This is a genomic window from Methylocaldum sp. RMAD-M, from assembly GCF_017832375.1.
In the GTDB taxonomy this organism is placed as follows: domain Bacteria; phylum Pseudomonadota; class Gammaproteobacteria; order Methylococcales; family Methylococcaceae; genus Methylocaldum.
Genome location: NZ_JAFIBZ010000017.1, coordinates 56,581 through 78,876 on the forward strand (window position 1 = coordinate 56,581; position 22,296 = coordinate 78,876).

At 61.1% G+C, this 22,296-nt stretch carries 18 protein-coding genes; 9 read left to right on the forward strand and 9 right to left on the reverse strand.

Going from position 1 to position 22,296, the window contains the following annotated elements:
• From JOD69_RS15975 to JOD69_RS16000, 6 genes are all read right to left on the reverse strand, one after another.
• Positions 1-2,424: a tetratricopeptide repeat protein gene (locus JOD69_RS15975; RefSeq protein ID WP_086133466.1), complete on the reverse strand. Its 2,424-nt coding sequence runs from the start codon at positions 2,422-2,424 to the stop codon at positions 1-3.
• Positions 2,425-2,799: 375 nt separating this feature from the next.
• A complete protein-coding gene (locus JOD69_RS15980) occupies positions 2,800-3,990 on the reverse strand; it encodes a methyl-accepting chemotaxis protein (protein ID WP_086133467.1) in 1,191 nt (396 codons plus the stop codon).
• Between the two features lie 92 nt (positions 3,991-4,082).
• Positions 4,083-5,093 (reverse strand): quinone-dependent dihydroorotate dehydrogenase, encoded by a 1,011-nt coding sequence (locus JOD69_RS15985; RefSeq protein WP_086133468.1) that lies wholly within the window; start codon positions 5,091-5,093, stop codon positions 4,083-4,085.
• Between the two features lie 12 nt (positions 5,094-5,105).
• Positions 5,106-5,813, reverse strand: a complete 708-nt coding sequence (locus JOD69_RS15990; RefSeq protein WP_086133469.1) for a (5-formylfuran-3-yl)methyl phosphate synthase — start codon at positions 5,811-5,813, stop codon at positions 5,106-5,108.
• The gene (locus JOD69_RS15995) at positions 5,810-6,388 is read right to left on the reverse strand and encodes a DUF447 domain-containing protein (protein ID WP_086133470.1); all 579 of its coding nucleotides are present in this window, start codon (positions 6,386-6,388) and stop codon (positions 5,810-5,812) included. Before JOD69_RS15995 ends, JOD69_RS15990 begins: the two co-directional genes overlap by 4 nt.
• Entirely contained in the window at positions 6,385-7,788 is a 1,404-nt protein-coding gene (locus JOD69_RS16000) for a DUF6513 domain-containing protein (protein ID WP_086133471.1), read from the reverse strand. Before JOD69_RS16000 ends, JOD69_RS15995 begins: the two co-directional genes overlap by 4 nt.
• Before the next feature lie 524 nt (positions 7,789-8,312).
• Here JOD69_RS16000 and JOD69_RS16005 point away from each other — a divergent pair.
• Both JOD69_RS16005 and JOD69_RS16010 read left to right on the forward strand, forming a co-directional pair.
• Entirely contained in the window at positions 8,313-9,914 is a 1,602-nt protein-coding gene (locus tag JOD69_RS16005; protein ID WP_205780977.1) for an AIPR family protein, read from the forward strand.
• 365 nt (positions 9,915-10,279) lie between these two features.
• Positions 10,280-10,633, forward strand: a complete 354-nt coding sequence (locus JOD69_RS16010) for a hypothetical protein (RefSeq protein ID WP_139841019.1) — start codon at positions 10,280-10,282, stop codon at positions 10,631-10,633.
• On the opposite strand, the gene JOD69_RS16015 is transcribed toward JOD69_RS16010, so the two are convergent.
• A complete protein-coding gene (locus JOD69_RS16015) occupies positions 10,594-11,085 on the reverse strand; it encodes a transposase (RefSeq protein ID WP_086133472.1) in 492 nt (163 codons plus the stop codon). The two genes, JOD69_RS16010 and JOD69_RS16015, sit on opposite strands and share 40 nt — an antisense overlap.
• Positions 11,086-11,237: 152 nt before the next feature.
• On the opposite strand from JOD69_RS16015, the gene JOD69_RS24745 reads away from it, so the two are divergent.
• The 7 genes from JOD69_RS24745 to JOD69_RS16050 all read left to right on the forward strand — a co-directional run bounded on the left by JOD69_RS24745 (position 11,238) and on the right by JOD69_RS16050 (position 19,301).
• On the forward strand, positions 11,238-12,245 hold the full coding sequence (locus tag JOD69_RS24745; protein WP_168183753.1) for a stage II sporulation protein M: 1,008 nt from the start codon (positions 11,238-11,240) through the stop codon (positions 12,243-12,245).
• Entirely contained in the window at positions 12,235-13,740 is a 1,506-nt protein-coding gene (locus JOD69_RS25255; RefSeq protein WP_086133474.1) for a DUF4129 domain-containing protein, read from the forward strand. The genes JOD69_RS24745 and JOD69_RS25255 overlap by 11 nt, the downstream gene beginning before the upstream one ends.
• A gap of 3 nt (positions 13,741-13,743) precedes the next feature.
• A complete protein-coding gene (locus JOD69_RS16030; RefSeq protein ID WP_086133475.1) occupies positions 13,744-15,111 on the forward strand; it encodes a DUF4350 domain-containing protein in 1,368 nt (455 codons plus the stop codon).
• Between the two features lie 317 nt (positions 15,112-15,428).
• Positions 15,429-16,412 (forward strand): MoxR family ATPase, encoded by a 984-nt coding sequence (locus tag JOD69_RS16035; RefSeq protein ID WP_086133476.1) that lies wholly within the window; start codon positions 15,429-15,431, stop codon positions 16,410-16,412.
• A gap of 12 nt (positions 16,413-16,424) precedes the next feature.
• The gene (locus JOD69_RS16040) at positions 16,425-17,735 is read left to right on the forward strand and encodes a DUF58 domain-containing protein (RefSeq protein WP_077730878.1); all 1,311 of its coding nucleotides are present in this window, start codon (positions 16,425-16,427) and stop codon (positions 17,733-17,735) included.
• A 26-nt stretch (positions 17,736-17,761) separates the two neighbouring features.
• Positions 17,762-18,568 (forward strand): BPSS1780 family membrane protein, encoded by an 807-nt coding sequence (locus tag JOD69_RS16045; RefSeq protein WP_086133477.1) that lies wholly within the window; start codon positions 17,762-17,764, stop codon positions 18,566-18,568.
• 4 nt (positions 18,569-18,572) lie between these two features.
• Positions 18,573-19,301, forward strand: coding sequence for an RDD family protein (locus JOD69_RS16050; protein WP_086133478.1), 729 nt, complete (start codon positions 18,573-18,575; stop codon positions 19,299-19,301).
• A 125-nt stretch (positions 19,302-19,426) separates the two neighbouring features.
• On the opposite strand, the gene JOD69_RS16055 is transcribed toward JOD69_RS16050, so the two are convergent.
• Both JOD69_RS16055 and JOD69_RS16060 read right to left on the reverse strand, forming a co-directional pair.
• A complete protein-coding gene (locus tag JOD69_RS16055) occupies positions 19,427-19,642 on the reverse strand; it encodes a hypothetical protein (protein WP_086133479.1) in 216 nt (71 codons plus the stop codon).
• A 226-nt stretch (positions 19,643-19,868) separates the two neighbouring features.
• Entirely contained in the window at positions 19,869-20,915 is a 1,047-nt protein-coding gene (locus tag JOD69_RS16060; protein ID WP_205780978.1) for a magnesium transporter, read from the reverse strand.
• Positions 20,916-22,296 lie beyond the last annotated feature (1,381 nt).

The window sequence follows — 22,296 nt, forward strand, 5'->3', positions numbered from 1 at the left end:
CTAGGATTTTTTCGTGTTCTTGGATTTCTTGCCGCGGCCGGGCAGGGGCAGTCCGTCCAGAATCCGGCTCGCGTCCACCCCCAGGCCGCCCAGCAATTTGTCGAGAATCAAACCCAGCGCATCCTTCTCCGACAGCTTCTCGAGCTGCTCGGGGGAGTAGTCGCCGAGCAGTTCCTTCGCCCTTTCCTCGGGGGACAAGCGGTCGAGTTCCTCGATGCGCTCCGCGAACCGCTCGGCCGCCTCCTCGTCGAGACTATCCAGCCCGTCCGGAAAAGCCTCATGAAAATCGGGTTGCAGGGATTCCTCGTGCTTGCGCAGGAATTGATCGATCAAGGTCGCGGTGCGGCGGTCGCCCGCCTGGTGCGCCTGGTCCAGATTCATCTGTAGCCGGAGCCCATCCATGGGCAGCAGCCTGCCCGCATCGCCCCGGCATTTCGCATAAACCTCGAAATACGCGAACACCGGCGCGTAGCGGCACCGCCTCGCCGCCTGTTTCGCGCATTCGGCCAGGAGCTCGTATTGGCCGGCAGCGGCGAAGCCCTGGCAGAGGCCGAAGAAATCCTCCTCGGACAGTTCCGCCTGTTTGAAGCTCCGCTTCAGCATCGGCGCCAGCTTGTGGAGAGCCTGCGAGAGATTCTGCCGCCCCTCGCCCCGGTACAGGCCGAGCAGCCTGACCAGAGTCAAGAGCTCCGCCTTGTCCGCCGAATGCTGCTTGTCCAGCCCCTGGACCAGGCTATCGGAACCCTTCAGGGGCATATCCGCCGCGAGCACTTCCATTGCCCACTGAAACCAGGCCGCCGCGCCGCCGCCCGCGGCGGTCCATGCCTCCTGCCAAAGATTCCGGCAGCGTTCGTTGTCGGCCTGCCAGAAGGCCGATAGCCCCTCGAGCCAGAGCAGGGCCGCGCTGCGCCGCTGGGGATCGAGCTTGCGGGCCGCGGTCAGCTCCGCTTCCGCCAGATCCGTGCGTCTGGCTTTCAGTTGCTTGCGGGCGTGGCCCAGATGGGCCTCCAGCAGAAAGCGGCGGGCATCGCTGTTGATGGGGTCGATTTCAAGGAGGGTCTTGGCATAGTTCGCCACCTTCTTGAACGCCTTGCGTCGCTGGGCCGCCCGCATCGCCGGAAGCAGAACCTCCGGGTCCCGCGGATAGCGCTTCACGGCGCGGTCCAGCCAGGACAGTGCGGCCTTGGCGTCGTCGAACTGCTCCAGCAGTCCGATCAGCCTCAGGTAGGCTGGCTTGTCGTCCGGGTCCAGTTCCAGGCTCTGCTCCAGGCAAGCGATGGCCAACTCGGGGAATTCCTTCTCGGCCAGGTCGGCCACATGGCGGAAAATCAGGGCCTGGGTGAGAGGTTCATCGCGGCCCTGCGGGGCATTCTTCAAGAGAGCGATGCATTCCTGCCAATACCGGCTGGCCTCTGGATAATCGAGTATCTCTTCGGCGTGGAGCGCCTTGATGCGGCATTGTTCGAAGGGAGTCAGCTTGCCGAACGCCCGTTCGTAGAGCGGTATGGCTTCCGGGGAATCCGCCAGGGCCGCGAGACAGAAGCGGCGGCTTTCGGCCTCGCCCAGTTCGGCGCGGTGACGCAGGACCGCTTCCAGGAGCGGCCGGGCACCCTTGGCCTGGGCGGCGTTCTGGATGTCCCGCAACAGCGCCAGTTCCTTCTTGCCGTAGCCTTTCAGCTTGTCGGCGACGGCACGCAGCTTCGGCGGAAGCTTGAGATAAGCCGCCACGTCCGGCGCAGGGGTTGCCAACTGTTCGCGCAGAGCCGCGGCCAGATTCCGGCAGGCCGAATCGGGATCGACGCGGTCCAGGACTTCCGACGCCCCGTCGGGATCGCGTTCCACCGCGAGGAGGCCCTTGAGCAGGGTGCGCAGATTTCGGTACGGCGAGCGGGACGATACCTGCCGCAGGCATTCCTCCGCTTCGGCTTCCCGGCGCTCCGCATAAGCCGCGAGGGCTTTCCGGAGCAGCGGCTGCTGCCGGACGATGGCATGCTCCCTGGGCAGGGCATCGAGCAGCTTGTCGTTTTCCAGGGCCAGCAAAGCCGCGGCCTCGACCAGACGCCGCCCGGTCGCGGAGGCGACAAAGTCATCGGGGACCGCTGCCAGCGCCTGGCCGAGCTTCACCATCTGCCCGGCCTTGAGCAGCCAGGTCAGGTACTCCCCCGAAAGCGGCGTGCCGGGGCGAAGACCGGCATGGTTCTCCCACAGCATCGCCGCCTCCTGGAACATGCCCTTCCCGGCCAGTTCGCGGGCACGTCCCAGATAGGCCTCGGCCAGAAGGTCTTCCGACTCCTGCCGGCGCTCCTGTTTCAAGAGGTCCTTCAGAGACGCGATCGCGTCCTTGAAATACCCGCTCTGGAGCGCGCGCTGGGCCGCGGCTTTGAGTGCCGGCACGGATTTCAGCGGTGAAGGTTTGGATTTCATCGGCGGGTTGGAAAGCAGGGGACAAGATGCGAACGGGGATTATCGCAAAAAATCGCCATTCGCGATTCAAGGAGATGTACGGATGCGGTATCGAATGAATCCCGTCAGCCGATCGGCTCAGCGGCGGCTTTCCGGATTCGACGCCGGTTCGGACCGGCACGGTCCCGGCTGGCAGTCGAAATCGGGTTCAGCGCGCAGGATGGGCAAAGGCCTTAAGCCGTGCCCATCCTCTTCGGGAAAGTAAGGGTGGGAGTTCGTAGGTCGGCAATCCCTTGCCGACATTTTCGTCGGCAAGGGATTGCCGACCTACTGAGGACGATCACGCCAGTTATGGGCAACAAATGTTCCGAACCGAAATCGATCGGCGGCGGACGGCTAGCGGATTTTGAAGCGGTCGACCTGTTCTTGGAGATGCGAAGCCAGTCGGGCCAGTTCCTCGCTGGCGGCTGCCGTTTGCTCGGAGCCTTGAGCCGTTTCATGGGAGATTCCGCTGATGTTGACTACATTGCGGTTGATTTCCTCGGCGGTGATGCTCTGTTCCTCGGCGGCCGCCGCGATTTGGGTGTTCATGTCCTTGATGGTGTCGATGAAGCGATTGATGATTTCCAGCGATTCGCCGGCGTTGATCGCTTGATCGACGCTGGTCTTGGCCGCGCTCTTGCCCTGCACCATCGCGGAGACGGCCTGGTTCGCCCCGGTCTGGAGGCGTTCGATCATGCCCTGGATTTCCTGGGTCGATTGTTGCGTGCGGCTTGCCAGAGTGCGGACTTCGTCCGCCACCACCGCGAAGCCGCGGCCTTGTTCGCCGGCGCGGGCCGCTTCGATGGCGGCGTTGAGCGCCAGCAGATTGGTTTGCTCGGCAATGCCCCGAATCACGTCCAGAACGGCGCCGATGGCCACGCTATCCTCTTTCAGCTTGTTTATGGCTTCGGAGGTTTTTTCCACTTCGGTCGCGAGGCCATTGATGCTTTGGATAGTGTGCTTGACGACCGTGGTGCCGTTCTTGGCCTGTTCGTTGGCGTCCTGAGCGGCTTCGGCGGCGCGGGATGCGTTCTGGGCGACCTCGTGGACGGTCGCCGACATTTCCGTCATGGCCGAGGCGACTTGCTCGGTTTGCTCGTTCTGGTTGAAGACGCGCTGCCGGCTCTGCTCGGTGATCGTCGACAATTCTTCCGCCGCCGCCGCCACCTGTTCGGCATCCTTGACGATATCCCGCACCATGCCGGCCAGGTTTTTGATCACCGTGCTGCATTTCCAGGCCATCCAAGAGAATTCGTCCTTGCCCTCCAGGGAAATGTTCTTGGTTAAGTCGCCGGCGGCCATCGCGCTCAGCGCGTCCACCAGCTTTTCGGCGCGTTTTGCGGAGTGCCGGCCCAAATAGGCGGCCAGTGCCAGCATCGTGACCGATGCCGCGACCGCGGTAATGATGACGCCGGTAATATCGTCATTTTCGCCCGCCGTCTTGATGCTCATGAAAGTCACCGAGGCGACGCCGGCGATGCCGACGCCCATGGCCAGGTACATCTGGCGGGATAAATTCAGGTTTTCTACGAAGGATTTCAGCATGGCTCGATCTCTGGGTTAATTATTGTTTTGCAACCTGAGTCACAAGTTTAGTCAGAAATTTTCGAGCCGTAGGGAGAGACGCGGGGCGGCTGTTACAAAGCTTCGACGATCTCCCTGATCAAAGCCGGACCCCGGTAGATGAAGCCGGTGTAGAGTTGGATCAAGTCCGCGCCGGCCTCGAATTTCCGGCGCGCGTCCTCGGCGCCGGCGATGCCGCCGCAAGCGATGATGGGAACGGCGCCCTGCAAAGCCTGCCCGAGTCGGGCGACCACATCGGTCGATTTGCAGAACAAAGGGCGGCCGCTGAGTCCGCCGGTTTCTTCGCCGTGAGCGAGTCCTTCGACGCCTTCTCGGGAGGCGGTGGTATTGGTGGCGATCACCGCATCGATTCCGTATTTGACCAGGGCGTCCGCCGCCTGCTTGATCTGCTCCGGTTCGAGATCGGGCGCGATCTTGACGGCCAGCGGAACGCGCCGGCCGTGAGTCTGGGTCAGATTCTCCCGCTCCTGCCGCAAGCCGGACAGCAGATGGTCCAGGTTTTCGCCGGCCTGGAGGTCGCGCAGGCCGGGCGTATTGGGGGATGAAATGTTCACGGTGACATAGCTGGCATGACTGTAGACCTTGCGCAGGCCGATCAGATAATCGTCGAGCGCCCGATCCAATGGGGTATCGCGGTTCTTGCCGATGTTGATGCCCAATATGCCGCTGTAACGCGCCTTTTTGACCTGCTCGATCAGGTAGTCCACACCTTTATTATTGAATCCCATGCGGTTGATGAGCGCCTCGGCCTCGGGCAGGCGGAACAAACGCGGCTTCGGATTGCCCGGTTGCGGGCGGGGCGTCACCGTGCCGATCTCGATGAAGCCGAAACCCAGGGCGGCCAGGCCGTCGATGCATTCGCCGTTCTTGTCGAGCCCCGCTGCCAGACCTACCGGATTCGGGAAGCTGAGGCCCATCACCGTTCGCGGCTTGGGGGCGGCCGAATGATGAAGGGGATTCAGCGATCCCAGCCGGCTAAAGCCTTGAAGAGCGGCCAGGCTGAGATGGTGGGCGGTTTCGGGGTCGAGTCGAAACAGCAGAGGACGGAGCGAGTCGTAGAGCATGGGTTTTCGAAATTACGCGGTGATTCGCGGCGATGCGTTAACGCATTCGCCATGGACCAGGTTCAAAACGGTGAGTACGGACTCGGGATCCAGGGCATCGGTACGATCCCCGCCGCACAGAGCGCCCCGAAAGCCCAGGTAATCGGGTTTCAATGCCAGGAGAGGCGCGATATCCGGCACGCGAAGCGATCCGGCCAAGCCGCACAGCAAGCCGTGCGAGCGGGTTTCGGCAACGAATGTCCGAAGATAATCATTCCGGCATACTTGCCGCAACGATCCTTTTTTCTTGTCGCGCGTGTCCAGCATCGCTCCGACGAAACCGGCCGTGGCGAGTTCTCCGACCCAATGCAGCTCCGGCGATTCGTCGCCGAACAGGACGGCAACGAGACGTACATTGCGGCGGGCTAAGGAGGATAAGCCATGAATGAGGCCGGCCCAGTCCCCGCCCGGGAAAAAACCGATTTTCACGTAATCGACGCCGGTCGCCGCCATTGCTTTCACGGCGGACAACACGACATCGGCTTCCATCGGCAGATCGCCGACGGTGGCGCTGACTGGCCGGTCGCGGCCCAGCTGGCTGACGATGGGGCCGACATCGGCGACGGGCAGGGCACCCAGGGCGCCTTCGGCGGGGTTTTTCAAATCGACGATGTCGACGCCGATTTCCCGAACCTGCCGGGCTTCGGCAAGGTTGGCGACGCTCGCGAGCATGCCGGTCATGTCGGAGCCGCCTTGTCCGTCTTGCCGTGTTTGAACGCTTCGACCGCATCCATCAGCCAGCCCCAAGCTTCGAATTCTTTAGGTCCCGCCGTCTTGTCCAGGCCGATGCGGAGATAGGCGAGTTCGGATTCGATCTTGTCCCACGGCAGCCGATCCAGGCGGCTGACCAGGATCGCCGCTTCCAGTACCGAATATTGCGCCCTGTTGAAGCCGCGGAACGGGGCGTGATTCGCTTCGTGGACGACTCGGCAGTAAAGCTTCGGCCGCAGTTCGTCCTCCTCCCAGCGCAGCAGTTCCAGTTCGGCATGGGCCAGGGTTTCGGCCAACCGTTGGCCGGGGATGCTTTCCGCCGGAAGCAGAGGCCAGTCGCGCTGGCCGGTCAGGCAGCCGGCGAAGACGCGCACGTCGTCGGTGTAATTGATGACGGCCGTGCGGGTAGCCAGAACGTTATCCAGGGTCGTGGACGGCCGGAAAGGCATGATGAGCAGTTCGTCGTCCAATACGTGCACGCCCATGGGCGCGATATGCGCAACGCCTTGGGGTGAGCAGCTCGTGATGATGGTCTCGCGAATCATTCTTCGTCTTTCGGTGTTTTCTGCAAAGTCGATCCGGCCGGTTTGTAGGCGTGAGGATCGATGGTCGGCTCCGGCGCTTCCACGTGGCAGCCCCACTGCAAGGGCTCGTCCTGCGAGTAACGCTTGCCGAGCTGCCAGGCAATCTGCGCCCGGGCCAGCTCGACCCCCAGATAAAAGGCATGGCCGCCGTCGGTTTCCACGCCCAGCATCGGATACAGCTCGAACGGGTCTGCGGCGGTGTGAAAGCCTTCGCGGTTAAAGATGTGCACGCCCTCGGGGCTGATCAGGATGCGATAGCTCGGGTCCTTGATTTGCCGATAGATTTCGTCGATTTCATCGCGGCTGAGCGGAAACGGCGCGCGTTCGTGCAGAGCCATCAGCCGGTCGTCGATATGCTTGGGCAGTGTGTTCAGTTCGCGCGCGGCGAACAGGATGCGGCGCGCCAGATCGGCTTCGCGCACCGCCTTGCGGGCATGCTTGCTGACCTGGGTGGCGAGAATCTGTTTGATGTGCAGCTCCGAGCAGATTCCCAACAGGGCCGCATTGATGCCGGCGGTGTCGGCATGGGTGAGCTCGGTCAGATTGCCGACCCCCATCATGATCTCGACATCCGGGTGGCGCCTCCGGACCTCGTGGTAGCGGACCAGCGACTCGGTGAATCCGAAATGGATGGGGTCCAGGATAGGATCGACGATGAATTCTCGGCCCTTGGCCCGCATGGCTTGAATGGCTCGATCCAGCGAATCGAGGTCGCCGTGCTTGGCGGGAATCAGAATCGGGGTCGAGGGCACCTGATCGGCGATCCACAGCGTTTCTTCATGCAGGCTGAGCAAAAAATCGGCGCCCGCCGTGCCGCCCCGCAGCAGATCGTCGTTTTCCAGCGAATCGACGCTGACCTGAAATCCCTCGGCCTTGAGCGCGCGGACCGCTTCCTCCAGATGCGGAAACGGCGTCTCCGGCAAACAGCCGACATCGATCACGTCGGCCCCGTCCTTCCGGTAGTCCCGCGCCTGGCGCAGAATGCCGTCGATGTCCATCCGGGGCGCGTCGACGATTTCCGCGAAGATGCGGAGTTCGTAACGGCCGATGTCCGGCTTTTTCTTCTTCTTGCCGAAAAACTCCGGCAGATCGTGCAATTCTTCCGGCCCGCGCTCGATGGAAATGCCCATGTCCTTCGACAAGGCTTCCAGATCGCCCCGGCAGCGCCCCGGCACCAGCACCCGGTCGGCCCCGAAGGTGTCCTTGAGCCGCCGCCGAATCATGTCCGCCGTCATCAGCGCCGCCACCGTCAGCCCCAGCTGATGCACGGTATACCCGAACTCCGGCTCCATCTCCTCGAGAGTGCGGCGCAACTGCTTTTCCGCCAGCTTGCCGGTGAGAAACAGGATGTGCTCGGGCATTTAAGGGTGGGGAAGGTTGTGGACGGCGGTGTTAGGGGATTGGACCGCGGGATTATAACAAAGATCGGTGGGACGCTCGCCGAAGGCTTCAGGCTTTGGCGGACGGGTTTACGCGAATGTCCGGGAAGACGCCATTCGCAAAGGAATCTCTGTTTCCTTGCAAAGCTCCTGCTTGATTTTTTTCAAACTTCCAAGAGGCTAGATTCTTAAATGGCCAAGCATGTGTCAGCTCAGATTGGAGTTTACCCAGTATCAGCGGAAAGTCTCAGGCTACCCAATTAGAGACTGCCAGGCTGATCCCAATGTCTGTCAGGTTTTCGGCCAGAGCGACCATTCAATGTTTAACATGGTACTGAATGAAATGAAGTCAGCTCAGGCCTTTTCGTAGTCGCGGTACAATGAATTTTTTCTGGCTAGCCACGGCACCAAGCATGAGCGTTAACGACAAGATCATCCTGGATCAGATTCTCGACCAGCGGCACCAAGAAACAGTTCCGACGGCCTCTAAATCGGAGTTTTTCGAGATGTTCGTCGCCGAGCAGGTGCTCAAAAACCATGACCTCGCCTACGAGGAGCTTGAGGCCGGACTCATCGGCAGCGGAGGGGACGGAGGGATCGACGCTATGTATGTTCTCGTCAACGGGGAGATGGCCCAGGAGGACATCGATCTTGCGCCTCTCAAGAAAAATATTCTTATTGAGGTCGTGATTATCCAGGCAAAGCTTTCCGAGAGCTTCGGGGAGAGTGCGATCGAGAAAATGACGGTGACCTCCGAGGACATCTTCGACCTAGGGAGAGATCTAGAGCCACTTAAGTCTGTCTATAACGAGGGCCTTCGCTCGGCAGCGGAGATCTTTCGCATGGTTTACAAGGGGCTTGCCGCGAAATTCCCGGCGCTCAAGTTCCGCTTCGTCTATGCATCTAAAGGTTCCGAAATCCATCAGAATGTCAGTAGGAAAGCCACTCTGTTAGGCGATAAAATTAGGGGGCTCTTCTCCAATGCAGAATACGGATTCGAGTTCCTTGGAGCTTCGGAGCTACTCGCCCTAGCTCGCCGCCAGCCTCCGGCATCCCATGAGCTCGCGCTCTCGGAGACGCCGATCAGCTCCGCTGGGGAGGTCGGTTACATCTGCTTAGTCAGGATACGGGATTTCGACAAGTTTATCCGAGACGGGGACGGCCGGCTCCGCCGCAACCTTTTCGAGGCGAATGTGCGTGATTACCAGGGCTCGACCGCTGTTAACGAGGAGATCGCTCAATCCTTGCGGGTCAGGAGCGGAGAGGACTTCTGGTGGCTCAATAATGGCATCACCATAATCGCCGCCAAAGCCACCCAAAGCGGCAAGACCTTGACACTCGAAGATCCTCAGATCGTCAACGGCCTCCAGACGTCCACCGAGATCTTCCGCTATTTCAGCGAGGCCAATACCGAAGGCGAAGATCGTCATGTCCTCGTACGGGTGATTGTCCCCACCAAGGCCGAGAGCCGCGACCGCGTCATCAAGGCCACGAACAGCCAAACCAATATTCCACCAGCCTCTCTGCGGGCAACCGACAAGATCCATAGGGACATTGAGGAATATCTTCGCCCCTTCGGGCTCTATTATGACCGGAGAAAGAACTTCCATAAGAACGAGGGACGGCCGCTTGAGAAAATCGTTGGGATTCCGCTCATGGCCCAGGCAGTCATGGCGATCCTGCTGCAAAGGCCGGACGATGCTAGGGCCAGACCATCATCCCTACTCAAGAATCAAGCGGACTACGAAAAGGTCTTCTCGACGGCGCATCCGATCGAGATTTATCGGGTGTGCGCCTCCATCGTGAAACGGGTAGACACACTACTTCGCTCGGAGTGGGATCTAGATGCCAGGGAGCGCAACAATCGCAGGAACAACCTCAGGTTTTATATTGCCATGAGGGTGGCGGCCCTCGCCGCCGGAAAGAATTCGCCATCCGCCAGCGATCTAGCAACGATTGACCTAGACAAAATCACGGACGACAGCATTCGGGAAAGCCTTGCCGCTGTAAATGCCACTTACGAGGCGTTGGGAGGTGGCGACCGGGTGGCCAAAGGCCCGGAACTCGTTGAAAAGGTCAAAGCCGAATTGGCGGCAACCATTGGCTGATCAGCGCCGCGTGAACAACATGTGCCAGACTACTATTATTTGGTCGCTAACAGGTTGCCGTAACCACCCCGAGTGAATAACCAAAACCGGCAAGGAGTGACAGTTCAATTCATCTAATGGTGTTGGTCCGATCCGAGCGCGATTACGTCGATGTTTGAGTCATTCGGTACGATCAGGTGACGGGGTCAGGCTTTTATTTTTTGACTTCGGCTGCGTCCGTTTCAGTAAACATAGTTTCGCTCGTTCCCAAGCTCCCGCTTGGGAACTCTCCCGTCGAAGCTCCAGCTTCAAAAACAACTCACCACGCCCGCACCACTTCGATCAAACCTTCCTGGCTGGCATAGTTCCGCGCTGGAATCGCGCCAATGCTCGAGCATTTTCCGGTGTGGTGTGCGACCCAGGCTGCCGTAGGTCGGGAATCCCTTCCCGACGTCTTTGTCGGCAAAGGATTGCCGACCTACAACCATATTTGTGCCTGCATTCAGGGTGTGTGCCGAGTTCCCAATTCACACCGCTATGCTGCGGCGAAAAACGCTCTCGGCCTGATCCACACAGCCGCGCTTGACCGGGTTCTGGTCGATGTAGTAGGTCGGGAATCCCTTCCCGACGTCTTTGCCGGCAAAGGATTGCCGACCTACAACCATATTTGTGCCTGCATTCAGGGTGCCGAGTTCCCAATTCACACCGCTATGCTGCGGCGAAAAACGCTCTCGGCCTGATCCACATAGCCGCGTTTGACGGGGTTCTGGTGGATGTAGTCCATTTTTTGCCGCATGACCGCTTCCGATTCGATGAGTTGCGGGTGATTGCCTTCTTCCCAAATCTGATAAGTGCTTTCGGTTTTGTGATGTCGCTTGAATAGCGCCAGCAGCTCCAACATCCTGACCGATCCGCGTTGCTCAAGGTACGCGACGATTTGCCTGGCCGTGTAGGACTTGAAGCGCTGCATATCCCGGCTCAAATCGGGCGAAGCGGCGATGAGGTGCAGGTGGTTTTCCAGTATGACGTAGCCGTAGAGCTGGAAGCCGGCTTCCCGCTGCAGAAACCGCCAGCAATCCAGCACGATATTCACCGTTTCCGGGCGGGTGAACGGCGGCAGCCAGTGGTTGATCGTTGCCGTTAGGAAGTGGGGCGATTGATTTTGCAGGATATGGTAGCGGCTACGGGGCATGGGTTTGAGTTTAGTCGTTCATTTAGGGGGCTAGTGGAAGCCGGAGCTTCCGAGGCCGGGTTCCCAAGCGGGAGCTTGGGAACGAGCATGGTCGGCGGCCAAGATCGCCCACCTGGACTAAACTAAGCCTTCAAATCTTTTCGGACCGGGATGTGAAGGAATATCAATTCATCGAAACGCGGCGAGCGGATTGGGACGCGTGGGATCGGTGGCTGGCGGGCGGGCTTCGCGGAAAGGGGGAGCGGAGCGATGCTTCGGGTGCCGAGTCGGGGCCGGCGGCGATCACGGTGGAGAGTTTGCCGCGTCAGTTTCGGGGGCTGTGCCGGGATTTGTCCCTGGCGCGGGACCGCCGCTATTCGGAGCCTCTGCTCGATGCGCTGCGCGATCGGGTCTTGGCGGCCCATCAGCGCATTTATGGCGCGCGCAGGGCGGGGGGAGGCCGGTGGCTTCGTTTCGTGCTGCACGATTTGCCGGTTCTGGTCCGGAGCGAGGCCCGGCTGGTCTGGGCTTCGGCGGCACTGTTTTTCCTGCCTTTGTTTCTCTCTCTCGCCGTGCTTCAGTTTTATCCGGACGGCGTTTATTTCCTGCTCTCGCCGGAAACGGTGGGTTCCGTGGAAGAAATGTACGCCCCGACGGCGGAACGGCTGGGGCGGCCTCGGGATGCGTCCGACGACGTGATGATGCTGGGGTTCTACATTGCCAACAATGTGCGCATCGACTTCCAGTGCTTTGCAGGGGGCATCGCTTTCGGCCTCGGGAGCGTATTTTTCCTGATTTATAACGGGCTGGTGATCGGCGCGGTGGCGGGGTATCTGACGCAAGTCGGCTATATCGAGACGTTTTGGGGCTTCGTCGCGGGGCATAGCGCGCCGGAGCTGATAGGCGCCGTACTCTCCGGTGCGGCCGGCCTGAAAATCGGACTGGCCCTGATTGCGCCGGGGAGACTCCGCCGCGCCGATGCGGTCAAGCGGGCGGCGCAGCGGGCGGTGCATCTCCTTTACGCAGCGGCCGGACTGACTTTTTGCGCCGCTTTCGTGGAAGCGTTCTGGTCGCCGATCCGAACGCTTCCCGTGGAGCTCAAATACGGCGTCGGGATGGCATTCTGGCTCTCGCTGCTGGCCTATTTCTCTCTCGTCGGACGAAGCCGCCGTGCAGCTTGAACGACTCTGTCTGGATCTCCGCCGACGCACGCCCTGGGAGGCCCTGGATCTGGGATTGGTTGTGCTGCGGCACTGGCATCGGCTGGTTTATCGTGCCTGGTTCGCCACCATGGTGCCGTTCGCTCTGATCGTGTTTCTTCTCCTGTGGCAGTGGCCCGCCGTTGCCGCGATCAGCGTGTGGTGGTTCAAGCCGCTGTTCGATCGAATACTGTTGAAGGTCTACGCGGAAGCCTCGTTCGGACGGGCGCCGAGCACGCGGGAGATTTGGCGGTCGCTGCCGCGGCTCATCCGGAATTCCGGCTTGCTCATGGGGCTGACCCTAGGGCGTTTCAGCTTGGCCCGTTCGTTTCATCTTCCAATCGCGCAACTGGAGGGCCAGCGCGGGCGAGCGGCGGCGGCTCGGCGCCGGGCGCTCGATAGCAAGACGCGCGGATGCGCGGTGTGGCTCACCTATCTCTGTGCGCATTTCTCGGCATTTCTCCAGATTTCGCTGATCCTTTCGATCGAACTGTTTCGGCCGCGGGAGATCGAGCCGCTTTTCGACTGGGCGGCTCTTTTTCACGGCGAGTCGGACGCCTGGCTCTTGGTGCTGTCCGACCTCGCGTATCTGGCGGGGGAGACTTTGATCGAGCCGTTCTACGTCGCCGCCGGCTTCACGCTGTATCTCAATCGCCGCAACGAACTCGAAGGCTGGGACATCGAGCTGGGTTTTCGCCGTCTGAGCCGGCGCATCGAGGCGGAATCGGAAGGGCGGGAGGAGACTCCACGGAAAGCGGCCCTGATGATGGCGTGTCTTTGTTTCGCCGGCCTGTTCTGGTTTCAAGCTCCCGGTGAAGTCTTCGCGGACCAGCCTCCCGCGAGCGTCGCCGAGACCGGCGAAGCGGAACGGGCGATTCGGGAGGTGTTGGTCGATCCGGTATTCGGCCGGGAAGTTCAGGATTGGACGTGGCGCTACCGCGATTCGGAGAGCGAGTCGCCATCGGACGATTCCAGTGCGCTGGAGCTGTTGAAGACGTTTGCCGAGTGGATGGCGAAGGCGATCCGGAGCCTCAGCTTTGTCGCAGCCGCCGTTCTGGCCGCGGGCCTGATCGTTTTGCTTTATCGCTATCGCGAGAGATGGCTGATCCGGAGTCCTGCCGTCCGCAACGTTCCGGAAACCCTGTTCGGGTTGGACGTGCGGCCGGATTCGCTGCCGGCGGACCTCGTCTCCGCTGCGAAACGGCACCTTGAGGCGGGGGAATATGCCGCCGCACTTTCGCTGCTTTATCGCGGGGCGCTGGTTTCTTTGATTCATCGCGCCTATGTCGACTTCCGCCCGGGGGATACCGAAGGCAATTGCCTGGAGCGGATACGGGGGCGAATCGACGAGGCCGGCGAGCGTTATTTCGCCGAGCTGTTGCGGGCCTGGAAGCTCGCGGCTTACGCCCATGCCGCGCCGCCCGTGCCGCAACTCGCCGATCTCTGCGACCGTTGGTCTGATCATTTCGCGGACTAATATATGAGAGGCAGTAAAAAAACCTACTGCGCGACCCAAGTCCGCGCCTGCGATGCTCAACGTACCCCCTTGTACGCCTCCGCTTCTCGGCGCGGACTCGGACCGCTCGCGACGGTTTTTTCACTACCTCTGAGCCGAACGGTGATCTGGAGTTCGACAGGGGTTCTGGCGCTGGTCGCGCTGAGCGCCGCCTGGTTTTTTTCCAACTTCGATTACGTACCGGTCACGACTTGGGAGAAACCGGGCAAGGAGGCTCGGCGCGACCCTTATTTGGCTTTCGACCGTCTCATGGGGCGGCTCGGGCGACCGGTGGCGCGGGTCAGCAATGCCTTGGTATTGGATGAGCTGACGCCGGGCGGGGTGTTGCTGCTGGATCGCGGCCGCCGCATCTACGTCAATGCGCGCCGCGCCGACGCCCTGTTCGATTGGGTGAGCCGCGGCGGCTATTTGATCGTTGCGGCGGAATACCGCCGAGTCGACGACCCCATCCTGAAGCGTCTGGGGATTGGATGGTACGAGCCCCCGAAGATCGAGCCCAAGAAAACCGCCGCTAAGGAGGAAGACGGCGCGGAGGACGAACAGGATGGAGCGCAGATGTGCGAACCTTCGGATGCGCGGTCCGACGACGAGCCGGATACGGTTGAAGTGCGTCTTCCGGCGCGGGACAAGCCGTTGCGGCTGCAAAGGACGTTCGGGTCAAACGGCTGGGGTCTGGTGCCGACCGACCCGGCACCGGTCTGGAAAGCGGGAGTGGTCGATACGCGCAGCACCGTGCTGCATTACGACTATGGCCAAGGCCGGATTACGGTACTCGACGGCTTCACGTTTCTCTCCAATCGGCGGATCGGCGAGCACGATCACGCCGAACTGATCTGGGGGCTGATGCGGCATTACCAGCCGCAGGGCGAAGTGCGTCTGGCTACCAGGCTCGAGGTTCCGACGCTCTGGGAATGGCTGGCCGAATCCGCGTGGATGGCGCTGATCAGCGGCGCGCTGCTGATCGCGGCCTGGCTTTGGCGTATCGTGCCGCGGTTCGGCGGGATGCTGCCGTCGGCGAATCCGGCGAGGCGCAGCCTGATCGAGCATCTTTCCGCCGTCGGACGCGCCGTCTGGCGTCACGGCGAAGATGGGCGGGCTCACTGGGAAAACGTGATGCGGCAGGAATTGCGGAGATATGTTCTTCAGCGGCATCCGCGCATCGCGCAGGTCTCCGAGTCGGAACAGGCGAGAATTCTCTCCGGTATGAGCGGGATTCCCGAGAACCGGGTGACGGCGGTCCTGGCCGCGCCGGAAAAGCTATCGCCGCGGCATTTCGTCGACTGCGTGCGCACGGTGCAAGAACTAGCCCGTATTTCTCACACCCCTTCGTAGCGAGGGCGTCGAGATGCCGCTGTGGCGTGCCGCACGGACCGAGCGGCGGCGAAGGCGTAGCTGACACTACGTCGAGCCGGCGAGAGGGGCGAGGCGGAAAAGCCGATCCTCCGGTGAAGGATGGGCCCGCCGAGCGGGCGGCCAAGGACGGCCGCCCTGGACTTTGTGCGCAGCCGGACAGCGCAGCGCAAAGACGGCGCGTCATAGCGTGCGGATCGGCGTCCGTAGTAGGAAGGGTCGCTTCGGCGCTCCCGAAGCGACCGTTTGCGATTGGAGGGGTGTGAGAAATATGGGCTAAACAACGATTGTGAGGATTTATGGCGGTAACCCGTTTGCTCGATGAACAAGTGGACAAGGCCGGAGTGCTGCTCCGGTCGATTCGTGCCGAGCTCCGCAAGGTGCTGATCGGCCAGGAGCGGATGATCGACGAGGTGCTGATCGGTTTGCTCTGCGGCTCGCACGTGCTGCTCGAGGGCGTGCCCGGTCTCGGCAAGACGCTGCTGGTGAAGGCGCTGGCGAAGACCTTTTCCGGACGCTTCGCGCGGATTCAGTTCACGCCCGACCTCATGCCTTCGGACGTGGTCGGCCATACCTTCTTCGATATGGGCAGCAGCCAGTTCATTACCCGCGAAGGGCCGGTCTTCACCCATCTCCTGCTGGCCGACGAGATCAACCGCGCTCCGGCGAAGACCCAGGCGGCGCTGCTCGAAGTGATGCAGGAAGGCCAGGTGACTCTGGAAGGCCGCTCGATGGCGGTCCCTCAACCGTTCATGGTGCTGGCCACCCAGAATCCGATCGAACAGGAGGGCACCTATCCTCTGCCGGAAGCGCAATTGGACCGGTTTCTGCTCAAGATACGCATCGATTACCCCGATATGGAGGAAGAATTGGCGCTCACCCGCCAGGTGATCGAGCGCCGGTCCGGGGGCGAATTGGCCGTGGATAACGTGGCGGTCCTGATCGGCCCGGAACAAGTGGCGGCGCTGCAGCGGTTGACGGCCCACGTGGAGGTGGACGACCGGGTGCTCCGCTATGCCGTTTCGATAAGCCGAGCTACCCGCGAGCATCCGCGCCTGTCCATCGGCGCGGGTCCCCGAGGCAGCATCGCTTTGGTCCGCGCGGCCCGCGCCAGCGCACTGCTGTCGGGGCGGAGTTACGCCACGCCGGACGATATCAAGGCGGTGGCTTTGCCGGCGTTGCGCCATCGCGTGGCGACTTCTCCGGAGGCGGATATCGAGGGATCGAGTGCCGACACGCTGCTCCGGGCGCTGCTGGACCAGGTTCCCTCGCCGCGCTTCTGACCGGGGTTTCTCGTGCTCCTGCCTCATCGCGTCCTTTTGATCGCGCTCGCCGCCTGGTTCGGTCTCGCCGTGTTCGTGGCGGTGTGGCCGTCATGGCTTGCGGTCTGGCAATTCGCCGGGGCGGCGCTGCTGAGCGCGGCACTGGCGGACGGGTGGTTGGCCCTCAGTCGCCGCAATCCGGTGCGGGTCGAGCGGGAAATCGAGGATGCCTGGCCCGTAGGGGTGACGCAAACCGTCCGTCTCCGCCTCGCCAGCCCCGAGCGCAGCGTCGCGGGCTGGGTGTTCGACCGCCATCCCGAGACGTTTTCCGCAGAAGGCTTGCCCTTGTTTTTCAAGCTGTCGCGCGGCCATTGGGCGAAACTCGGCTATATGGCGCAGCCCCTGGAACGGGGGCCCCATGTCTTCGGCGGGATCGAGTTGCGGCTTCTTTCGCCGCTGCGCCTATGGCTGACCCAGTACCGGGTCGGCGGCGATGAGACGGTGCGGGTTTACCCGGATTTCGAAAAAATCACTCGATACTCGGTGTTCGCGACCGATAACCGCTTGTCCCAGATCGGCGTTCTGCGCAGGCGGCGGCGCGGCGAGGGTCTGGACTTCCACCAGTTGCGGGAGTATTGCCGCGACGATGCCTTGCGGCAAATCGACTGGAAGGCCACTGCCCGCAAGCGCAAACCCATCGCCCGCGAGTATCAGGACGAAAGAGACCAGAACATCGTGTTTCTGCTGGATTGCGGCCAGCGCATGCGTGCCAAGGACGATGCCCTGTCGCATTTCGACCATACGCTGAACGCGCTGCTGCTGTTGTCCTACGTGGCTTTGCGCCAAGGCGACGGCGTGGGGCTTTCGACTTTTGCCCAGGCCGAGCCGCGCTACTTCGCTCCCCGCAAATCGCTCGTCACGGTGCAGCGCTTGCTCAATGCCGTGCACGACCTTCAGCCCTCGCTGCAAACGTCCGATTATCTGATCGCCAGCCAGGCCCTATGCGAGCGCTTGAGCAAACGTTCGCTGATCGTGCTCCTCACCAATCTGCGCGACGAAGACGAATCCACGCTGCCGCCGGCCCTCGCCATTCTGCGGCGGCGGCATCTGGTGCTCCTGGCGAATTTGAGGGAAACGTCCTTGGACGCTCTCCTCCATGAGCCGGTAACCGATTTGGATGGCGCCTTGGCCTATGCGGCGGCGGTGGATTACCGCCGCGAGCGCCGGCGGCAATTGGCCGCCTTGCGCGCCCAGGGTGTCGCCGTACTGGATGTCGCCCCGGCGGAACTGCCGGTGGCGCTCGTTAACCGCTACTGGGACATGAAGCGTAGCGGCGTTTTTTAACTAAACCAAAAAGAAGAGAGGTTCCTATGGACACTACGGGTCGTGATCCGTCTTCCAACGATGCTTCCCACAATCCCTTTCAGGCTCCCCGGTCGCGAGTGGCCGATCCCATTCCGGAGAATTCCGGCGTGCTTCTGGAAAAGCCGAATCGGAACGATGCCGGGCGCGGCTGGACATGGTTGAGCGAAGGCTGGGGATTGTTCAAGGAGGCACCTGGAACCTGGATCGGAATTGTCGTCGTCATGCTTTTGTTGGGCATCGTCCTCAACTTGATTCCGTTTGTGAACCTCTTGTTCAGCCTGGCCTACCCGGTGCTGTTCGGCGGTTTGATGCTCGGTTGCCGTTCCCTCGAACAAGGTCAAGGGCTCGCTTTCGGCCATTTGTTCGCGGGATTCCAGAGCCGTTTCGCAACGCTTCTGCTGGTCGGTTTGCTGTACCTGCTCGGAAGCGCGGTGATCGGATTCGGTGTATTCGCGGTTGCACTCGGGGCTTCGGGTGCAGTGGGCTTTTTGTCGGGAACCCCGCCGGAAGCGCCGGATCTGATGGTGCTTCTCTTGGCCGTTCTGGTGATGATGGCCTTGCTTGTTCCGGTGATGATGGCCGTTTGGTTCGCGCCGGCCTTGGTCGTGTTTCATGATAAGGGAGCGCTTGAGGCCATGGGTCTCAGCTTTAGGGGGTGTCTCCGCAACATCATGCCGTTTCTGGTCTACGGCATTGCGGGCATGGTGCTGGGATTCCTCGCGACCATCCCCTTGGCCCTGGGTTGGCTGATCCTGATGCCCGTGTTCATCGGCTCGACGTACAAGGCCTACAAAGACATCTTCATCGCTTGACGCCATGACCGCTTCCGCCGCCCCGCTCGACACCGTCCGATCCGTCGCCACCCCGGAGGGCTGCGAGCTCAGACTTCGCGTCGCCGGGCCGGTGGCGCGGGCGCGCGCCTTTTTGATCGATGCCCTGATACGTCTTCTGATTTTCGTTTGCGCCGTGGTGGTGCTGCGGTATTTCGGCGCATTGGGGCAGGGTCTTGTCATACTGACTTATTTCGTCCTCGGCTGGTTTTACAACATCGCGTTCGAGGCCTTGAATGACGGCGCTACGCCGGGAAAACGCCTGTGCAAATTGGCGGTGTTGCGCGAAGACGGAACGCCGGCGGGCTGGGATGCCGCCTTCATCCGCAACACCTTGCGCTTTGTCGACGCTTTGCCGGTCGGCTACGCGTTCGGGCTCATCGCCATGGGGTGCAACGCCGACAACAAACGGCTAGGCGACATCTCGGCCGGCACCGTGGTGGTCTATCGGCCGGATGCCGGACAATCCGCCGTCATCGACGACTATTCCGAGGCGGAACCCCCGCCTTTTTCCCTTACCCCTTCCGAACGGCACGCACTGATCGAGTACCGGCGGCGTTGCGCCACGCTCACACGAGAGCGCGCGGAAGAACTGGCGGAATTGGCTTTCCCTCTGACTCGGGGGCTTTCTCCGCCCCAAGGACGGCAGAAGCTCTTTCGCATCGCTAATTTTCTGATGGGGCGAGAGGCATCGGCAGCCCGTAAGACGGATTAACGGGCCCGTGATCGCCGATCGGCGAAACCGGCGATAAACGCGAATGCCCCATTCCCGTGGAGCAGCCTGTCACCTCGATTCCGATAACGAGGCTGCATGCCGCACGGGCTTCGCGACAACCATTTTCACCGGTCCGACTGGGCGAGATCTCGCAGGATTTCAAAGTGGCCCTGGATAAGATGATCGACGAATTCGGTCCACGCCATCCGGCGGGTGGGTTCGACCTCCTGCGGCCAGGCGGTTTCTTCGTAGTGGAGCAGTACCGTGTTGGTGTCCGCGCTGAGTTCGATGATCTGAAAGCGGTAGCCTGTGAGATGATCTAGACCGATGTGTGGATGCATACACCGTGGCTCCGGATTGCCGAGAGATCAGTTGATGACCGTGAGACCGATCCTTAACACTGTCGATCCCGGAGGGTCATTAAAGCGTTATTGCCAAAAGATGAACAGCGTCGTAACGGAAATAAATCGTAGCCTGAGCAAGATCGTCGGTTTCGCAACCGGCGGAGGGGGGTGGCAAGGTCGCTTAAGCCGGATTGAGCGAAGTCACTGCATTCCCTGCCGCTTTCTAAAATAAAAAGAGGTTGACCGCGGCGAAATAGATCAAAAGGCTCATGACGTCCTGCAGAATGGTTGCGAGAGGGCCGCTGCCGTAGGCGGGGTCCGTTCCCAACTCCCCCAACAGCCACGGAAGAAAGAGCCCAATCGTCGTCGCCACGCAGCCGGCCGAAAACAACGCCACGGCAACCGCCAGCGCCAGATAAAAGTCCCCGAAGATCAGCCAGATTATAGGGAGAGTGACGGCAGCCAAGGTAAGGCCGATCAGTAGGCCGGTCCGCATTTCCCCGCCGAGCAGCGAGCGGAGGTTCGCATGAGAGAGCGATAGCCCGCGTACGGCAATGGCCTCGGTCTGAGTGCCGATGGCATCGGCGATATAAACTAAACCCGGAATGAAAAAGGCGATAGCGATCCGGTCCTGCAATTGTGCCTCGAATTGCGCAACGACCTGGGTCGCCAAGGCACTGCCCGCCAAACCAAGCATCAACCAAGGCAACCGGTCCCGCGCTCGCCGCAGCGGGGCCGATTCCATAGCTTCCCGCGCTTGATGCGTCTCGCGTTTGATCCCGGCGAGGCGGTGCAGATCTTCCACGTGCTCATGTCGCAAGATGTGCATCAGCGCCAGGGGCGGTACCACGCCGAGGAAATGTCCGCCATGGTCGACGACGGGAACCGCGGTCAGCCGATGGTGCAGCGCCAAGGACGCCAGTTTCTCTTGATCTTCGTCTACGCGAACCATGGGCAGTGCCTTAAGAACGTCTCCCATAGGCGTCTCCGCGGGCAAGGCGATCAAATCCTCCAGAACGACACACCCGAGCAGCCGATCTTCCGGATCGGTGATACAGATCAATTCAGCGTGATCGAAGCGGTGTTCTCTTAAGCGAGTTTGAACGGCCGCCGCGGTTTCGTTCGAATAGGCGCGGGGTACGCTGGCCGTCAGGTGGGTGCCGGCCGTTTCGCCCTGGCGGTGATTTCTCTTTCGAGATTTCGTCGGGCGTCTTTTCTTTTCGATGGCTTTTTCCATATTCGCTTTCTGCATTTGTTCAATTTGGGGCATGACTCGGAGTCCAGCGCGACCAAGGCCGGCTCGTTCGAGTTTATCGGCGCACTTTCCCTTGCGACCGAATACCCGTCAAGTCCCGCTGCGGGGTATCGGAATTAATCCCCAAGCCAGGTTATACGTGTACCGGGGCGATCCTATGCGCATTTCTTGATGTTTCCGTGAACTACATTTCGTCACGTGTCTCTATCGGCCAATGGTCAAGGCCGAGAGAAAAGCGGCATTCCGGTACCGGGGCCTTGGATGATCGCTATTGGAGACTTCGATAGTCCGATAAACACGTTCAAGGATAACCATGGAGTGTGATCAAAAGATTTCGAAGTTGATGCGGAACTGTTACGCCGCGCTGCGGGCTGCCATCCCTATAGCGGCCGCCGTGCCGACCACGGCGCAAGCTGGCGCGCAGCGCCTATGCCGTGGCTTCGTGACAATGATGTTCGCAGAGTTTTGATGTCCTATTCACTCGCTTGCTTTGAGACCGATCGCCCATCATGGCTAAGAGGGTTGTACCCACACGGATTGACGCCGATAACTTTGCCGGCAGCTCGCGTGCCGCTTGTAGCGATTGGCGCTCCGTGCGCAGATTCCATGTCGGCACGGGCCACCAAGAGCCCACTTCAAGATGCCGGATATACGACTGCATGCGCTTCCTTGTCGCCATCCCTATCGATCGGTTTCTTGCGCTCGGGGAGGAGTCGATATACGCACAGTTAGGCTTGGGCGCTGACAGGCAGGGCTAGAGCATTTTCATACCGCCTGTACGGGCACTCGCGAGTAGGTCGGGAATCCTTCCCCAATCGCAAACGGTCATCCGGGGAAGGGGCTGGCCGGCGCTCCCGGCCAGGCCGTTTGCGATTGGAAGGGTCATCCCAGCGCTCCCGGCCAGGCCGTTTGCGATTGGAAGGGTCATCCCAGCGCTCCTGGGATGACCGTTTGCGATTGGAGCGCCGAAGCCGCCCTTCCCGACGCCACGTCCGGCCGAGCGTCTTCGTCGGAAGGGTCGCGACTAAAGCGACCGTTTGCGATTGGGAAAGGATTGCCGACCTACGAATGCTTGAATCCATTCACCCGAGCCGAAGGCGCCAACGACGTCCGCCAAGCCTGTTTTGCCGTACGAGCGAGATGAAAACGCTCTAAGTACATTCAGGGAAGTCTTGCGGCATAGGCAACCTGCAGGACAACCCCGCCAATCAAGCCAATCAGTCGAGATTCCGCAAATATTTGCGGAATGTACTCAGGGGAGCTAAAAGCTAGAAAATGATGAAGGAGATACTGTGCGCTGCATACGGTTCGACGATGCAGGGTGCACGCAACGCACCCTACATCGAAAGTGAAACCGATGTAGACGTGACCGTCCGTTTCGTGCGCGGACTTTGTG

What these genes read in the sequence shown, in the direction of transcription:
- JOD69_RS15975 (WP_086133466.1), bottom strand. Translation starts at nt 2,424, where the DNA reads ATGAAATCCAAACCTTCACCGCTGAAATCCGTGCCGGCACTCAAAGCC.
- JOD69_RS15980 (WP_086133467.1), bottom strand. Translation starts at nt 3,990, where the DNA reads ATGCTGAAATCCTTCGTAGAAAACCTGAATTTATCCCGCCAGATGTAC.
- JOD69_RS15985 (WP_086133468.1), bottom strand. Translation starts at nt 5,093, where the DNA reads ATGCTCTACGACTCGCTCCGTCCTCTGCTGTTTCGACTCGACCCCGAA.
- JOD69_RS15990 (WP_086133469.1), bottom strand. Translation starts at nt 5,813, where the DNA reads ATGACCGGCATGCTCGCGAGCGTCGCCAACCTTGCCGAAGCCCGGCAG.
- JOD69_RS15995 (WP_086133470.1), bottom strand. Translation starts at nt 6,388, where the DNA reads ATGATTCGCGAGACCATCATCACGAGCTGCTCACCCCAAGGCGTTGCG.
- JOD69_RS16000 (WP_086133471.1), bottom strand. Translation starts at nt 7,788, where the DNA reads ATGCCCGAGCACATCCTGTTTCTCACCGGCAAGCTGGCGGAAAAGCAG.
- JOD69_RS16005 (WP_205780977.1), top strand. Translation starts at nt 8,313, where the DNA reads ATGTTCGTCGCCGAGCAGGTGCTCAAAAACCATGACCTCGCCTACGAG.
- JOD69_RS16010 (WP_139841019.1), top strand. Translation starts at nt 10,280, where the DNA reads ATGCTCGAGCATTTTCCGGTGTGGTGTGCGACCCAGGCTGCCGTAGGT.
- JOD69_RS16015 (WP_086133472.1), bottom strand. Translation starts at nt 11,085, where the DNA reads ATGCCCCGTAGCCGCTACCATATCCTGCAAAATCAATCGCCCCACTTC.
- JOD69_RS16030 (WP_086133475.1), top strand. Translation starts at nt 13,744, where the DNA reads ATGAGAGGCAGTAAAAAAACCTACTGCGCGACCCAAGTCCGCGCCTGC.
- JOD69_RS16035 (WP_086133476.1), top strand. Translation starts at nt 15,429, where the DNA reads ATGGCGGTAACCCGTTTGCTCGATGAACAAGTGGACAAGGCCGGAGTG.
- JOD69_RS16045 (WP_086133477.1), top strand. Translation starts at nt 17,762, where the DNA reads ATGGACACTACGGGTCGTGATCCGTCTTCCAACGATGCTTCCCACAAT.
- JOD69_RS16050 (WP_086133478.1), top strand. Translation starts at nt 18,573, where the DNA reads ATGACCGCTTCCGCCGCCCCGCTCGACACCGTCCGATCCGTCGCCACC.
- JOD69_RS16055 (WP_086133479.1), bottom strand. Translation starts at nt 19,642, where the DNA reads ATGCATCCACACATCGGTCTAGATCATCTCACAGGCTACCGCTTTCAG.
- JOD69_RS16060 (WP_205780978.1), bottom strand. Translation starts at nt 20,915, where the DNA reads ATGCCCCAAATTGAACAAATGCAGAAAGCGAATATGGAAAAAGCCATC.